Here is a 14,232-nt window from a genome sequence, read left to right on the forward strand (position 1 = left end):
TGGCCGTAGAAGGGGGCGGGCATGGGCTGGACGGTCCTCTACATCGCGTTCGGTGTCGTCGCGCTGTGGCTGCTCGGCGAAGTGCTGTTGCAGTACAAGGCGCGGCTGCGCTGGCGCCTCCTCGCCTTCACCGGCTTCCTCTGCGTGGTGATCGGCGTCCTGATGCCGTCCGTACCCGTCATCGCCCTCGGCGCGGTCGCCTTCGCCACCGGCCAGACCTACGTGACGCTCTCGTTCCGCAAGGGCTTCTCCACCGGCTGGGCAATAGGGGGCAAGCCCGGCGAGAGCCGCCGCCGGCGCGGTGCGGCCACACGCAAGCCCACCCTGGAGGTCTCGGACCTGGAGGTGGAGTACGAGGGCGGCGCCCCCGACGCCCCGGCCGCCCCGCCGTCCGCCCCCGCCGCCGTCTACGCGACCGAGCCGATGCCCGAGGACACCGGGCAGTACGGGATCTACACCGACCCCCATCCGCCCCGCCCGGCCCAGGAGCCCCAGGCCGCGCAGAGCCACGAGGCGTACGACCCCTACGGCTACCCGGCCCACCAGCCCCAGGGTCAGGACACCTACGCCGGAACCGGGCAGTACGACTACGGCACCGATCAGCAGAGCTACGCCGCCTACTCCGACCCGTACATCGGCACCACCGCGAGCACCCCGCAGTACGGCACGTACGACGGCTACGGGAACTACGACGGCTACGGCGGCCAGCAGCAGTACGCCGACCCGTACGCGCAGGGCGACGGCTACGGCTCGGAGACCCCGCCGGGCGGCGTCTGGGTGCCGCAGCAGCGCGAGGGCGAGCAGTACCCGCAGCAGCCCGCCGCCCAGCAGGCCCCGTACCCGAACGGCTACGACACCGGCTACAACGAGCAGTACCGCTACTGAGACGCCCCCCGGCTCACCGCGAGCCGCGGAAGTCCTCGCCCTCCACCACGGTGCCCGCGACCAGCGCCCCGGACATGCCCGCGTGCGCCAGTCCGCCGCCCGGGTGGGACCAGCCGCCGGCCAGCAACAGACCCGGCAGCCGGGTCCGGTTGGCGGCGTGCAGATACGCGCCCCCGGCACCGCCCAGCGACGGCGGCGGCACGGCACCGCCCTCGGCACCCGTGTCCGCGGCGGTCTCGGCGGGCGTCCGCACCCCCGTCCGCAGCACCCGCTCCCGCAGGCCCGGCACCGCCGCGCCCGCCGCCGCGGTCAGCGTCTCCGTGAACCGGGCCCGCAGCGCCTCGTCCGTCCAGTCCACCGGGCCGTGCGGGGCCACCGTCGCCACCAGCGCCAGCGCCTCGTGCTCCGCGTCGGGGCGGGTCGAGGGGTCGTCGGGGCGCAGCACGGTCACCGTCGGGTGCGCGGCGATCCGGCCCCCGAACACCGCCGCGTGCTCGGCCGCCCCGTCCGCCGGGTGCACCACGGTCCGGTGCACGGCGTCCGCGGGGCGCCCGCCGCGCAGCGACAGCATCACCACGAACCGGCCGCTCGCCCCCGCCCCGTCCGCACGGACCGTCACATCCCCGTCGGCCCACAGCTCCTGACCCGGCACCAGACCGGGCCACGGCCGGGCCCCGAGCACCACGTGGGCGGCCTCCGCGACCGTCCCGTCCGCCAGCTCCACGCCCGCCGCGCGGCCGTCCTTCTCGACGACCCGGGCCACCTCGGCGCCGAAGACGAACTCCACCTTCCGGGCCAGGCACCGCTCGTACACCGCCCGGGCCAGTGCGCGCAGGCCGCCGCTCACGTACCAGGTGCCGAACGTCTCCTCCATGTACGGCAGGAGGGCCGCGCCCGCCGGGGCGCGCGAGGGGTCCAGGCCGTACCCGAGGGCGTATCCGTCCAGGAGGGCCGCCAGCCGGGGGTCCGCCAGCTCCCAGGCGCCGACCTCCGCCACCGTCCCGGCCCGCCGCGCCGGGCGCAGCAGCCGCCGGCGCTCCTCGGCCGGATAAGGGTCACGGCCCAGCACCTGCCAGTCGGGGCGCAGGGGCTCCTCCAGGAGCGGCCGCCGCGAGCGGTCCCAGGCGTCCCTGGCCCGGTCGAGGAACGCCCCCCACCTCGCGCCCGCCCCACCGCCGAGCGCGGCGTCCAGGGCGGCGACGGTCCCGGCGCGCGAGGCGTTCGGCAGGGACACGGAGGTGCCGTCCGCGAAGAGGTGGCGGCTCGCCGGATCCACCTGGGCCAGCGTGACGCACCGCTCCAGCGGCTCCTTGCCGGTCTTCACGAACAGGTCGCGGTAGACCGCGGGAAGGTGGAGGAGCCCGGGGCCGGTGTCGAAGGTGAAGCCCTCGTCGGCGTACTGCCCGAGCGAGCCGCCGTACGTCCGCGACCGCTCGTACACCGTCACCCGGTGGCCTGCCACGGCCAGCCGGGCCGCCGCCGCCATCGCGCCCATCCCGGCGCCGATCACCGCAATTCGTGCCATGCGGCGACCTTAACGGCCGCCGCCGGCGGTCCCGCCGTCAGCCCCAGGGAGCGCCGGAAGGGGGGACGACGGGCTGCGGCACTCCGCGTTTCTCCGCGCGGCGCTGCGCCCTGCGGCGCCAGAACCGGCGGATGCGGGAGGCCAGGAAGATCACGAGCGCGAGCCCCACGACCAGGAGCGTCCCGGCGAGGGTGGCGGCGATCCACGGATGGAAGATCGCGAAGGTGACGATCCCCGCGACGCCCAGGTCCTCGACGGCGCTCAGCGCGATGTTGCTGAAGGGCTCGGGCGATGTGTTGACCGCCATCCGCGTCCCGGCCTTCACCAGATGGCTCACCAGGGCGGTCGAGCCCCCGATGGCACCGGCCGCGATCTCCGGGAGCGAACCGCTCTCGCCGGCCAGCAGGGCCGCGACCACCGCGCCCGCCACCGGCCTGACGACCGTGTGCACCGCGTCCCACGCGGTGTCGACATAGGGGACCTTGTCGGCGACCACCTCGCAGAGGAAGAGGACCGCGACGACGACGAGCACGTCGGTGCGCTGCAACGAGGCGGGCACCTCGTCGCTGACACCGGTCGCGCCGAATATGCCGAGCAGGAGGACCACCGCGTACGCGTTGATCCCGCTCGCCCAGCCGCTTGTGAACACCAGAGGGAGTACCGACACGCAGGCGATCGTAGCCAGCAGGTCTGGCCCTCCGGCAGGGCGCGGGAAACCCGGCTCTGAGTACCCGTACTCAGTGCGCGGGATGAGTAGCCGTACGGATGGGCCGTGACCTGCCGGAACGGCAGAGTGGGTGTCCACGGAAGGGGCGCCGCCCCGCCACCGCCGGCACGGGGCGGCGGAGCGGGGCGGCACCTCCCTTCCGAACGGGGGTGCGCGACGGAGGACTTCGGGACCACGGGGGACACGGGGTCACGGGGGACGGTCCTCCGGCAGCACGGAAGGCGCCGGTCGGGCGGGCTCGGGGGACGGGCCACGCGCGACCGGCGCCTTCGTGCGTACGGGTGCGGGCGCGCCCTCAGTGCCCGCTGACGCGGCCGCGCAGCAGCAGGGACAGCGCCGAGTGCACATCGTCGATCGAGCGCTCCGGCTGGAACGCCTGCCAGTCGAGGGCCGCCACCAGCACCATCCCGACGAGCGCCGCCGCCGTCAGCGGCACGTCGATCTCCTCGCTCAGCTCGCCGTTCGCCACGCCCTCCGCGATGACGCCCTCCACCACGGCGACCGCCTCGCGGCGCACCACAAGGAGCGTGGACTGCCAGGCGCGGTTGGTGCGCCAGAGCTCGGCCACGTACAGCTGGGTGAAGGCCGGGTAGCGGTCGATGAAGACGAGACCGGCCCGGATCATGGCGTCCAGCGCCTCGACCCGGCTGCCGCCGCGGGCGCCGGTCTCCTCGGCCGCCGCGCGCAACGAGGAGGTGAGCAGCCCGACGCCGTGGCGCAGCAGCTCCTCGAAGAGCTCGGTCTTGCTCTTGAAGTTGTAGTAGACCGTGCCCTTGGCGACCCCGGCCCGGTCGGCGATCTCGTCCACCGTGGTCGCCGAGAAGCCCTTCTCGGCGATGAGCGTGACGGCCGCTTCGTAGAGCCTCTGCCGGGTGGCCTGGCGGCGCGTGCTGCTACTGCTTTCCATGGACCTGATTCTCACAGGTCCCGGCACGGTCACAGGCTCAGCTCCGGATGCAGCCGCTCCAGTGTCCACATCTGCTTGCGGCGGGCCGACAGGGCGGTCAGCGCGAGCGCCCCGGCGGTGAAGGCCGCGAGCACCGCGCAGCCCTGCCAGACCGGGCCGAGCCCGCCGCCCGTGATGAGCCGGCGCAGCCCCTCCACGACGTAGCTCATCGGCAGGTACGGGTGGATCGCGTTGAAGAAGCCCGGACTGGTCTGTACGGGGTAGGTGCCGCCGGCCGAGGTCAGCTGGAGCATCAGCAGCGCGAGGACGAGGATGCGCCCCGCCGCGCCGAAGCAGGCGTTCAGCCACTGCACGATCGCCGCGAAGCAGCAGGTGACCAGCGCCAGGAAGCCGAGCGTCCCGGCGGTGTGCGCCATGTCCAGGCCGGGGCCCCAGTGCAGGACGGACATCAGCGCGGCCGTCTGGAGCAGCCCGACCCCGGCCACCGGCAGCCAGCCCGCGAGGGCGATCCGCCAGGCCGGTGCCCCGGCGGCCAGGGCGCGCCTGCTGAGCGGCTGGATCAGCATGTACGCCACCATCGCGCCGACCCAGAGGGAGAGCGGGATGAAGTAGGGCGCGAAGCCGGTGCCGTAGTTCGGGGCGGAGTGCAGCGACTGCGAGGCCAGTCGTACGGGGTCGGCCATGACCTCCGTACGGGCGTCGCGGTCCTTCTTCCCGTAGTCGGGGATCTTGCCGACGCCGTCGCCGAGCCCCTGGGCGAGCGTGGTGGACCCGTCCTTCAGGCGGACCAGGCCCTTGTCGAGGTCGGTGGCGCCCGTCTTGAGCTTGCCGACGCCCGTGTCCAGGTCGGACGCGCCGGTCTTCGCCGTGCCCAGCCCGGTGTGCAGCCGGTCCGCGCCGGTGGCGACCTTGTGCGCGCCGGTGTTCAGCGCGTTGATCTTCTTGACCGCGGCTTCCAGATCCTCGTCCAGGTGCGGGGAGCGCGTGGCGAGTGCCTTCGCCTGCTTCTCCAGCGTGGTCAGCTGGGTGCGGAGCTTCGTCAGGTCCCCGTTCTGGTTCTTGACCAGGGCGTTCACGTCGTCGGCCACGGCGGCGACGTCGTCCGCCGCCGTCACGGCCCGCTTCAGCGGCGGGCAGACGGTGGGGTCGGGGACCGGCTGCTCCTCGCAGCGGGTGCGGTGGATGTCGGTGAGGTCGTCGGCGGCGGTGTGCGCGGCGGTGGCGGCGGTGGGCGCCGCCTTCACGAGCAGGTCCAGGTTGTCCCGTACGGTCTTCGAGGTGTCGGCGACCAGCCGGGCGGTGTCGCCGATGGCCTTCCCGTTGTCCTTCAGGAACGGGCGCACGTCGGCGGCGACCCCGTTGACCTTGTCGGCGAGGAGCTGGGTGCCGTCGGCGACCTGGCGCGAACCGGTCTCCAGGTCGCCCGCGCCCTTGTCGAGCTTCACGATCCCGCCGGACAGCTTCTTGCTGCCCGCCTTCGCGTCCTTCAGCCCGTCCGCGAGGTCCTTCGAGCCCTTCTTCGCCTTGCCGGTCCCGTCCCTGAGGTCGGCCGCGCCCTTGGCCGCCTTCGCGGTCTCGTCGTGCAGGTCGGAGAAGCTGATGAAGATCCGGTCGAGGAACCCGCGCGAGGCGTTCGCGGACGCGGCCGTGCGGACCTCGGAGAACACCGTCCGGGATATCTGCCCGACGATGTAGTTGTTCGCGTCGTTGGTCCGCACCTCGAGCGCGCCGGTCTCGGGGGAGTCACCGGCGCTGGAGGCGATGCGACTGCTGAAGTCCGACGGCATGCGCAGCGAGAGGTAGTACGTGCCGTCCTCGACGCCCCGGTCCGCCTCCTCGGCGCTCACCTCGTGCCAGTCGAAGGTCTTCGAGTCGAGGAGCTTGCCGGTGATCTGGTCACCGGCCGCGATCCGCTTGCCGTCGGCGGTGGCGCCCTTGTCGTCGTTGACCAGGGCGACCGGGATGCGGTCGAGGCGTCCGTACGGGTCCCAGAAGGACCACAGGTACAGGGCGCCGTAGAGCAGGGGGAGCAGCAGGAGCGCGGCGAGCGCGGCGCGCGGCAGCCGCCCCCTGCCGAAGCGCCTCAGCTCAAGCGCGGCCAGTCTCGGCGAACGCATCGGCCGGTTCCTCCTCGTGGGTGGTGGCTTCGGTGGTTTCCGGGGCGGTGCCCGTGCGTACGGTGACGGCGTCCTCGGGGGCCTCGCTGCAGACGGCCAGGACGGTGGTGCCGGCGGCGGCCACGGAGCGCAGCAGCTCCCACACCTCGGCCCGCTCGGCGTCGGAGAGCTTCAGGTCGGTGTCGTCCACCGCGAGCAGCCGGGGCCGGCCCATCAGCGCGAGGGCCACGGACAGCCGCAGCGCCTCGGTCCGCTCCAGATCGCGTACGGCGGTGCGCTCGGCCTTGGGCAGCGTGGCGGGGTCGAGCCCGGCGGCCTCCAGGGCGGCGTCGATCCGGGTCCGGGCGGCGGCGGCCCGCTCGCGGGGGCGGCGGAGCAGGGCGCGCGGGGAGCCGTCGTAGCGGCGCAGCAGCAGGGCCCGTTCGCGCAGGTGCTCGGCGACCGTGAACGCCGGGTCCAGCTCGCTGACCCCGGGCACCGGGCCCAGGGCCGTGACGCGGCGGACGGCGGCGGCCCGGCGCGGCAGGACGAGGCCGGCGGTCGCGGCCTCGCCCTCGGTGGGGCGCATACGGCCGGTGAGGGCGAGCAGAAGACAGGTACGGCCGGAGCCGGACGGGCCTTCGACGGCGATCAGGGCGCCGGGTTCCGCGCGGAGGCTCACCCCCCGGAAGGCCCAGCCGCGCGGCCCTTCGAGCCCCAGGTCCTCGGCGGTGACGGCCGCCCCGTGCGGACTCTCCACGCACCCTACCCCTCATTTGAACTGACTGGTCAGTCCAAAAAGTAGCCCGAACTTGCGAGCGAAGCAAAAGACCAGGTCAGAGGGGTGTCCGGGTCGATTGTCAGTGGGGGCCGTCACGATGGATACAGACGGCCACAGAGCCGTTACCGAGACAGGAGGTTCTGTCATGGCCCACTCGTCCGCAGCCGCCGCCCCGCGACGCCGCGCAGACGGCCCTGCTCCCTCACCGACCGGCCCGGCCCGCGATGTCCACCCCGTCGTCCGGCGCACCACCGCACCGCCCGCCGCCCTCGATCTCCTCACCCAGGCCCGCGCCGGCCTGGACGAGGCAGCTGTCCTCTCCGTGCCCAACGAGCGGTACGCCACCGCCCACCTCGCCGCCCTGCGCACCGCGGCCGCCGTCCTCGCCGCACGGGCCCGCCCCGAGCCCGTGCGGCGGCGCAGGGAACCGATCCGCAGCGCCTGGGAAATCCTTCCGGAGCTGGCCCCCGAGCTCGCCGAGTGGAGCGCCCTCTTCGCCTCCGGCGCCGCCCGGCGGGCCCGCGCCGAGGCGGGCATACCCGGCGCGGCCAGCCGACGGCAGGCCGACGACCTGCTGCGCGACGCCGCCATGTTCCTGCGCCTCGTGGAACGGCTGCTCGTGCTCCAGCCGGTGCTGCCCCAGCCGCGCGGGGAGCGGCCCGACGCGGGGTGACCGCGTGGACGGCGCCAGGCCATAGGGTGGGCGGTACCTGTTACCTGCGCTGTTCACGCTCCGCCCCCGGGCGGCCCGTGCCGAGGAGTCAACTGCCGTGTCCGACCCGCTGCGCCCCCGTGCCTCCCTCCGTACCGCCGTGGTCTGGGAGGTCCTGAAGGACGCCCTCGACCGCCGGGTCAAGGCGACCGGCCGGGACGCCCTGGACGTGCTGGACACCGGCGGCGGCACGGGCAACTTCGCGGTGCCCGCCGCCCGGCTCGGCCACCGGGTCACCGTGGTCGACCCCAGCCCCAACGCGCTCTTCGCGCTGGAGCGCCGCGCCGCCGAGGCCGGGGTCGCCGACCGGGTGCACGGGGTGCAGGGCGACATCCTCGGCCTGTTCGACGTGGTCGAGCGCGGGGGCTACGACGCGGTGCTCTGCCACGGCGTCCTGGAGTACGTGGACGACCCCGCCGAGGGCGTACGGCACGCGGTGGAGGCCCTCCGTCCGGCCGGGGCGCTGAGCCTGCTGGCCGCCGGGCTCGGCGGCGCCGTCCTGGCCCGCGCGCTGGCCGGCCACTTCAACGAGGCGCGGCACGCGCTGGGCGACCCGGAGGGCCGGTGGGGCGACGGGGACCCGATGCCCCGGCGGTACACGGCCGAGCAGCTGGCCGAGCTGGTCACCGCCGCCGACATCGAGGTGGGCGCCGTGCACGGGGTCCGGGTCTTCGCCGACCTCGTCCCCGGGGTCCTGGTGGACACCGAGCCGGGCGCGATGGAGGCCCTGCTCCGGCTGGAGGCCGCCGCCGCCGAACTGCCCGCGTTCCACTCCGTGGCCACGCAGCTGCACGTCCTGGGCACCAAGCGGGGCTGAACCCCCCGGGGGGTTACCGGCGGGAGCGCGGCTGATCAGCGACGCAGCGGCAGACGGAGTACGCACCGACCGCCCCGTTCGGCGCTCCGGCCCCGTATGATCGGGGGACACCATCCGGCATGACGGATCGGAGGTTGGGGAATCAACTCAGCAACCGAGCCGTCGTGGCGGCCCGGACTGGCAGTTTGGCAATGAGGGCGGGTTTCACGGGGGCGATTCCCTGCCTATCCTGGAAGGGCCGCATACCGGCCGCCCCCCGCGGCCGACGACGAGGAGGACTCCGTGCCGCTCTCGGAGCACGAGCAGCGAATGCTCGAGCAAATGGAGCGAGCGCTGTACGCCGAAGATCCCAAGTTCGCGACAGCGCTCGAGGGAAGTGGGCTGCGTACGTACACCCGGCGACGGGTCTACCAGGCGATCGCTGGCTTTCTGGTGGGTATCGCGCTCCTCATGGCCGGAATGGTCGCTCAGCAGATCTGGATCAGCGTGGTGGGCTTCCTCGTCATGCTGGGCTGCGCGGTGCTCGCGGTCACGGGATGGCGCAAGGCGCCCAAGCCGGGCGAACAGCAGTCGGTGCGCACCGGTGGTGCGGGTGACCGCAGGCAGTCCCGCCAGCGCCGGTCCGTGATGAACCGGATCGAACAGCGGTGGCAGCGCCGCCGCGACGAGCAGGGACAGTAGACACAGAACGCTTCAGCCGAAGGGCGGCCGCGATGTGAGCGGCCGCCCTTCAGCGTGTGCGGGACATTGCGGCTGCGCGGCGGCGGTTCCGGGCCGGGGTGACCACCGCCCGGCCCGGGGCGGCGGGCCCCGAAAGACCCGGCCGCCCCCGGCCCCCCCTCAGCCCTCCTGGCGGGACGGGCGTCGGGTCCAGGCCGGGCGGGGCGGGAGGCGGAAGCGGGCGGAGAGGGATGCCCGGCGCTTCGAGAGGGCCCAGGCCACCCGGACGGACGAGCGGGGGGCGAGGAGCGCGCGGAGGCGGGCCGGGCGGCCGGCGGACAGGCCCAGACCGGTCCGTACCGCCTGCGCGTCCTCTGCGAGGCCCGACGCCGGGCGCGGCTCGCGGGCGTAGAGCGCCTGCTCCACCGCTCCCGCGACCCGGTGCACCGCGTCCGCCGCCTCCGTGTCCAGTCGGCCCAGACGCACCAGCCGCTCGGCGGCCCGGCGCGGGGTCAGCGCCTCGTCCGGGGGAATGCCGTGGTCCCACGCCGTGTCGGTGACCTCCCGCCACACGGCCAGCGTCCGCGCGGTCGCGTCGGCCGGGGTGCGGCCGCCCGAGGATCCCAGGCGGCGGGCCCGCGCCCGCAGCCGCCAGAACATCGGCAGCAGGGGCAGCACCAGGACGAGCACCACCCCGGCGGCCACGCCCAGCACGGTCCCCGTCGGCGTCCCCGGGTCCGTCGGCGCGGCCGCACCGGGCGCCGCCGACTGCCCGCACTCGCCCTGCCTGCGCATCTGCGCCGGGCAGCTCTCCGACGCGGAGGGCGTGGCCGCGACCGGCGCCGAGGCGTCCGCCTCCGGCCGGGCCGGGTCCGCCGGGTCACCGGACGGCGCGTCGGGCAGGGTGTACGACGGGACGGAGCCCCGCGTCGGCGTCGGCTCGAAGCGCGTCCAGCCGATGCCCTCGAAGTACAGCTCGGGCCAGGCGTGCGCGTCGCGCAGGCCGACCGAGTACGAACCGTCCGCCTGCGCGCTGCCCGGCGTGAAGCCCACCGCGACCCGGGCCGGGATGCCCAGCGTCCGGGCCATCGCCGCCATCGTGAACGAGAAGTGGACGCAGAAGCCCTGCTTGTCCTTCAGGAAGCGGGCGATCGCCGCGCTGCCCGTACCGGAGTCCACCGAGGTGTCGTACCGGAACCCGCCGTCGGTGGAGAAGTAGTCCTGGAGCTTCACCGCCCGCTCGTAGGAGTTGGCGGCCCCCTTCGTGACCTCGTCGGCCGTCCGCGCGACGACCTTCGGCAGCGAATCGGGCACCTCCGTGTACTCGCGCAGCAGCTCCGGCGGCACCGCGCCCGCGTGGGCGAGCTGGTCGGCGGTCGGCTGCACGTCGAGGCTGGTCACCGTGTACTGCGCGCCGCCGGTGGTCTCCCCGTCGTCACCGACGAGGGTGCGCCCCTCCGGCTCGAAGCGCCACCGGCCGCCGACCCGCACCTCGGACGCCGGGTACGGCAGCGGCAGATACGTCTGCTTGTAGGACGCCGACGCCGAGACGGTCGACCTGATCTCCGCGACCGCGACGGACGAGGAAAGACCGGCCGGGGTCGGCAGCCGCTTCGGCACGTCCTGGAGCCCGCGGGTCGAGGCACGCCACTCGTTCCCGTTGAACTGGTCCAGGGCCAGGATGCGCAGATAGAAGTCGCCCGGGCTGCTCGCGTCGGTGCGGTACGACATCACCTGCCGGTTCTCCGGCTGGTTGAGGTTGTCCTGGAGCGAGACCAGCGGGTTCACCGCGGAGATCGTGCCGCCCCCGCGCCCCTTGCCGCCCCCGCCGCCCGTACCGCCCAGCAGCCCGCCGTCGAGCGCGGGCAGCGCCGCGGGCACCACCAGCGCGATCCCGAGGGCCACCACCCCGATCCGGCGCCCCGTACGCACCGGCGCGAGCGCCCGGCCGCCGCCCGTGCTGTCGAGCCCGGCGGACGAAGCGCCCCGGGGCCGTGCGGCCCCCGCGAAGACCCGGCCCCACTGGGAGAGCCGGTCGCGCCCCTCGGCCAGCAGGAGCAGCAGATAACCGCAGGCGGCCAGGAGGAACCACAGCCAGCCCGCGCTGCCCTCCGCCAGCCCGGCGGCCACCGAGTACAGCGCCAGCAGGGGCAGCCCGGCGGGCGCGGCACTGCGGAACGTCACCGCCAGTGTGTCCACCAGCAGCCCGACCAGCAGGACGCCGCCCACCAGCATCAGCCGGATGCCCGGGGTCGCCGGTGCCGGGATCGCGTACTGCCCGACGTCGTCCCCGCCGGCCGTCAGCAGGTCCACGAGCTGCCGCACGGCCTGCGGTCCGGGCAGCACGCCCGCCACCGCCTGCTCCCGGGCGAACGCCACGGTCAGCAGCACCACCATGACCAGCGCCTGGACGGCGGCCGTCAGCAGCCGGGGCAACGGCACCCGGCGGCCCAGCACCCCCACCCCGCACTGCACGGCCAGCAGGAAGGCCGCCTGCACGATCCAGCTCACCGGGTCCACCAGCGGCAGCATCGAACAGGACGCCATCAGCGTCGCCGCGAAGGCGGCCAGCGCCAGCCTGCCCCGACCGCTCATGACCGCCCCCTCATGACCAACTCCCGAATCCCGCCGGACCGGCCGCTCCACCGGACCCGGCCGCCGCACCGTGCCGGCCCGCCAGCTGCCACAACTCGGCCAGCCGCGCGCCCGGCTCCACCGGCACCACCGTCCACCCCGCCTCGCGCAGCAGCCGCAGCCGCCGCTCCGCCGCCTCCCGGGAGGCGGGCGATTCGCCGTTCACCCAGGCGGCGCTGTCCAGGACGAAGGCCACGGCCCCGCCGCTGCGCTGCCGCATCCGGGCGGCCATCCCCGTCTGCTCCTCGTCCAGATCGCCGAGGAAGGCGATCAGCAGTCCCTCGCCGCCCCCGCGCAGCACGTCGTGGGCGCGGGAGAGGCCCCCGCCGTCGGAGTGCCCGATCTCCGCGAGGGTGTCCATCATCAGCCCCGCCGCGTCCGCGGTGGCCTGGGTGGCACCCGCGAAACCGCCCTCGCCCTCGCCCGGCACCGCGTTCCCCGCGTCCGTCAGCAGCCGGACCGCGAAGCCGCGCTCCAGCATGTGCACCAGCGCGGACGCCGCCCCGGAGACGGCCCACTCGAACGCGGAGTCCGGCCCCGCCCCCCGGTAGGCGGTCCGGCGGGTGTCCAGCAGGACCGTGCACCGGGCGCGCTGCGGCTGCTCCTCGCGGCGCACCATCAGCTCCCCGTAGCGCGCGGTGGAACGCCAGTGGACCCGGCGCAGATCGTCCCCGTAGCGGTAACCGCGCGGGATCACGTCGTCGTCACCGGCCAGCGCCAGGGACCGCTGACGGCCCTCGCCGTATCCGGAGGACTCACCGGCCAGCGGCACGGGCGGCAGCGGTTCGGTGCGGGGGACCACGACCAGGGTGTCGTAGGCGCTGAAGGAGCGGGTCAGCTCGCACATGCCGAAGGGGTCGCTCAGCCGCAGTTGCAGCGGGCCGAGCGGATAGCGGCCGCGCAGGTCGGACCTGACCCGGTAGGACACCTCGCGGCGCCCGCCCGCCTCCACCCGGTCCAGCACGAACCGGGGCCGCGGCCCGAGCACGTACGGCACCCGGTCCTGGAGCATCAGCAGACCCGTGGGCAGCCGCGAGACGTTGTCCATGCGCAGGTGCACGCGGGCCTCGGAGCCCGCCGGGACGCGCGAGGGGGAGAGCCTGCGGGTGCCCGTGACCCGGTAGCGGGTCCGGTAGAGCACCGTCACGGACACCAGCGGCAGCACGGCGAGCAGCAGCCCGACCCGCAGCAGGTCGCCCTGGCCCAGCACATAGGCGCAGGCCGCCGCAGCGATGCCGGCCGCGAGGAAGGACCGCCCACGGGTCGTCAGGCCGCCGAGCGCGGCGCGTACCCCGCCCTTGTCGTCGCCGCCGTCCATCGCGACGGGCCCCGACGCGGCCATCACGGACGCCGCGCGCCGGGCTGCTGCCCTCCGCCGTACGCCTGGCCCGCCGGATACGCGGGGGCGGGGGCGCCGGACCCGCCGGAGGCCGTGGGCACCGGGGTCTGCTGAAGGATCTCCAGCACCACCTGCTCGGCGGTGCGGCGGTTGAGCTGGGCCTGCGCGGTGGGCAGCAGCCGGTGGGCGAGCACCGCGACGGCCAGGGCCTGCACGTCGTCCGGCAGGCAGTAGTCCCGGCCGGCTAGCGCGGCGGACGCCTTGGCGGCGCGCAGCAGGTGCAGCGTGGCGCGCGGCGAGGCGCCGAGCCGGAGGTCGGGGTGGCTGCGGGTGGCCGCGACGAGCTGGACCGCGTATCTGCGGACGGCCTCGGCGACGTGCACCGCGCGGACCGTCTCGATCAGCTTCACGATGTCGTGCGCGTGCGCCACGGGCTGGAGGTCGTCGAGCGGCGAGAGGCCGCCGTGCACGTCGAGCATCCGGAGCTCGGCCTCCGCGCTGGGATAGCCGATCGACACCCGGGCCATGAACCGGTCGCGCTGGGCCTCGGGCAGCGGATACGTGCCCTCCATCTCCACCGGGTTCTGCGTCGCCACGACCATGAAGGGGTCGGGCAGCTCGTAGCTGTGCCCGTCGATGGTGACCTGGCGCTCCTCCATCGACTCCAGGAGCGCGGACTGGGTCTTCGGGGAGGCGCGGTTGATCTCGTCGCCGATCACGACCTGCGCGAAGATCGCGCCGGGCTTGAACTCGAAGTCCCGGCGCTGCTGGTCGTAGATCGACACACCGGTGATGTCCGAGGGCAGCAGGTCGGGTGTGAACTGGATGCGCCGCACCGAGCAGTCGACGGACCGGGCCAGCGCCTTGGCCAGCATGGTCTTGCCCACGCCCGGGACGTCCTCGATCAGGAGGTGCCCCTCCGCGAGCAGCACGGTCAGCGAGAGCCGCACGACCTCGGGCTTGCCCTCGATCACGGCCTCCATCGACCTGCGCACCCGATCCACGGTGGTGGTCAGATCTGTGAGGCTCGCTCGATCGTCATAGGTCGTCACCCCGGCCCTCCTCGGCCCCGCCCCACGCTCACCAGGAGCAGGGGATTCCCCAGTCAACGGACCGGCGCCCTCGTGCGGCCCGGCCCACCCCGAATTG

General features: G+C 74.5%; 12 protein-coding genes. 4 read left to right on the forward strand and 8 right to left on the reverse strand.

All coding sequences use genetic code 11. The features are described 5' to 3' along the window. Positions 1-21: 21 nt before the first annotated feature. Positions 22-885 (forward strand): hypothetical protein, encoded by an 864-nt coding sequence (locus AMK18_RS25150; RefSeq protein ID WP_073864596.1) that lies wholly within the window; start codon positions 22-24, stop codon positions 883-885. 13 nt (positions 886-898) lie between these two features. Here AMK18_RS25150 and AMK18_RS25155 read toward each other — a convergent pair whose 3' ends face one another. The 5 genes from AMK18_RS25155 to AMK18_RS25175 form a co-directional block, all read right to left on the reverse strand. Beyond that, the gene (locus tag AMK18_RS25155) at positions 899-2,410 is read right to left on the reverse strand and encodes a phytoene desaturase family protein (protein WP_241836642.1); all 1,512 of its coding nucleotides are present in this window, start codon (positions 2,408-2,410) and stop codon (positions 899-901) included. A 37-nt stretch (positions 2,411-2,447) separates the two neighbouring features. Continuing rightward, a complete protein-coding gene (locus AMK18_RS25160; protein ID WP_018104435.1) occupies positions 2,448-3,077 on the reverse strand; it encodes a DUF4126 domain-containing protein in 630 nt (209 codons plus the stop codon). A 355-nt stretch (positions 3,078-3,432) separates the two neighbouring features. Further along, on the reverse strand, positions 3,433-4,044 hold the full coding sequence (locus tag AMK18_RS25165) for a TetR/AcrR family transcriptional regulator (RefSeq protein ID WP_073864598.1): 612 nt from the start codon (positions 4,042-4,044) through the stop codon (positions 3,433-3,435). 29 nt (positions 4,045-4,073) lie between these two features. Continuing rightward, complete coding sequence (locus tag AMK18_RS25170; RefSeq protein ID WP_073864599.1) at positions 4,074-6,161, reverse strand: YhgE/Pip family protein; 2,088 nt, start codon at positions 6,159-6,161, stop codon at positions 4,074-4,076. Beyond that, entirely contained in the window at positions 6,133-6,900 is a 768-nt protein-coding gene (locus tag AMK18_RS25175) for an ATP-binding cassette domain-containing protein (protein ID WP_073864600.1), read from the reverse strand. Before AMK18_RS25175 ends, AMK18_RS25170 begins: the two co-directional genes overlap by 29 nt. 166 nt (positions 6,901-7,066) lie before the next feature. Between AMK18_RS25175 and AMK18_RS25180 the strand changes: the two genes are divergently transcribed. From AMK18_RS25180 to AMK18_RS25190, 3 genes are all read left to right on the forward strand, one after another. Further along, positions 7,067-7,594 (forward strand): SAV_6107 family HEPN domain-containing protein, encoded by a 528-nt coding sequence (locus AMK18_RS25180; RefSeq protein ID WP_018104439.1) that lies wholly within the window; start codon positions 7,067-7,069, stop codon positions 7,592-7,594. A gap of 97 nt (positions 7,595-7,691) precedes the next feature. After that, a complete protein-coding gene (locus tag AMK18_RS25185; RefSeq protein WP_073864601.1) occupies positions 7,692-8,450 on the forward strand; it encodes a class I SAM-dependent methyltransferase in 759 nt (252 codons plus the stop codon). Between the two features lie 282 nt (positions 8,451-8,732). After that, positions 8,733-9,131 carry a DUF3040 domain-containing protein gene (locus AMK18_RS25190; protein ID WP_018104441.1) on the forward strand — a complete coding sequence of 133 codons (399 nt, stop codon included), beginning with the start codon at positions 8,733-8,735 and terminating at the stop codon, positions 9,129-9,131. A 159-nt stretch (positions 9,132-9,290) separates the two neighbouring features. Here the strand turns inward: AMK18_RS25190 and AMK18_RS25195 are convergent, their stop codons facing one another. From AMK18_RS25195 to AMK18_RS25205, 3 genes are read right to left on the reverse strand one after another with little or no spacing between them, the layout of a single operon-like run. Then, complete coding sequence (locus AMK18_RS25195; protein WP_073864602.1) at positions 9,291-11,705, reverse strand: transglutaminase TgpA family protein; 2,415 nt, start codon at positions 11,703-11,705, stop codon at positions 9,291-9,293. 10 nt (positions 11,706-11,715) lie between these two features. After that, positions 11,716-13,086 carry a DUF58 domain-containing protein gene (locus AMK18_RS25200; protein ID WP_018104443.1) on the reverse strand — a complete coding sequence of 457 codons (1,371 nt, stop codon included), beginning with the start codon at positions 13,084-13,086 and terminating at the stop codon, positions 11,716-11,718. Next, entirely contained in the window at positions 13,086-14,135 is a 1,050-nt protein-coding gene (locus AMK18_RS25205; protein ID WP_026171700.1) for an AAA family ATPase, read from the reverse strand. The genes AMK18_RS25200 and AMK18_RS25205 overlap by 1 nt, the downstream gene beginning before the upstream one ends. Between the last annotated feature and the right edge of the window lie 97 nt (positions 14,136-14,232).

Source organism: Streptomyces sp. CB01249 (assembly GCF_001905735.1).
In the GTDB taxonomy this organism is placed as follows: domain Bacteria; phylum Actinomycetota; class Actinomycetes; order Streptomycetales; family Streptomycetaceae; genus Streptomyces.

What these genes read in the sequence shown, in the direction of transcription:
- AMK18_RS25195 (WP_073864602.1), bottom strand. Translation starts at nt 11,705, where the DNA reads ATGAGCGGTCGGGGCAGGCTGGCGCTGGCCGCCTTCGCGGCGACGCTG.
- AMK18_RS25165 (WP_073864598.1), bottom strand. Translation starts at nt 4,044, where the DNA reads ATGGAAAGCAGTAGCAGCACGCGCCGCCAGGCCACCCGGCAGAGGCTC.
- AMK18_RS25155 (WP_241836642.1), bottom strand. Translation starts at nt 2,410, where the DNA reads ATGGCACGAATTGCGGTGATCGGCGCCGGGATGGGCGCGATGGCGGCG.
- AMK18_RS25150 (WP_073864596.1), top strand. Translation starts at nt 22, where the DNA reads ATGGGCTGGACGGTCCTCTACATCGCGTTCGGTGTCGTCGCGCTGTGG.
- AMK18_RS25200 (WP_018104443.1), bottom strand. Translation starts at nt 13,086, where the DNA reads ATGGCCGCGTCGGGGCCCGTCGCGATGGACGGCGGCGACGACAAGGGC.
- AMK18_RS25180 (WP_018104439.1), top strand. Translation starts at nt 7,067, where the DNA reads ATGGCCCACTCGTCCGCAGCCGCCGCCCCGCGACGCCGCGCAGACGGC.
- AMK18_RS25170 (WP_073864599.1), bottom strand. Translation starts at nt 6,161, where the DNA reads ATGCGTTCGCCGAGACTGGCCGCGCTTGAGCTGAGGCGCTTCGGCAGG.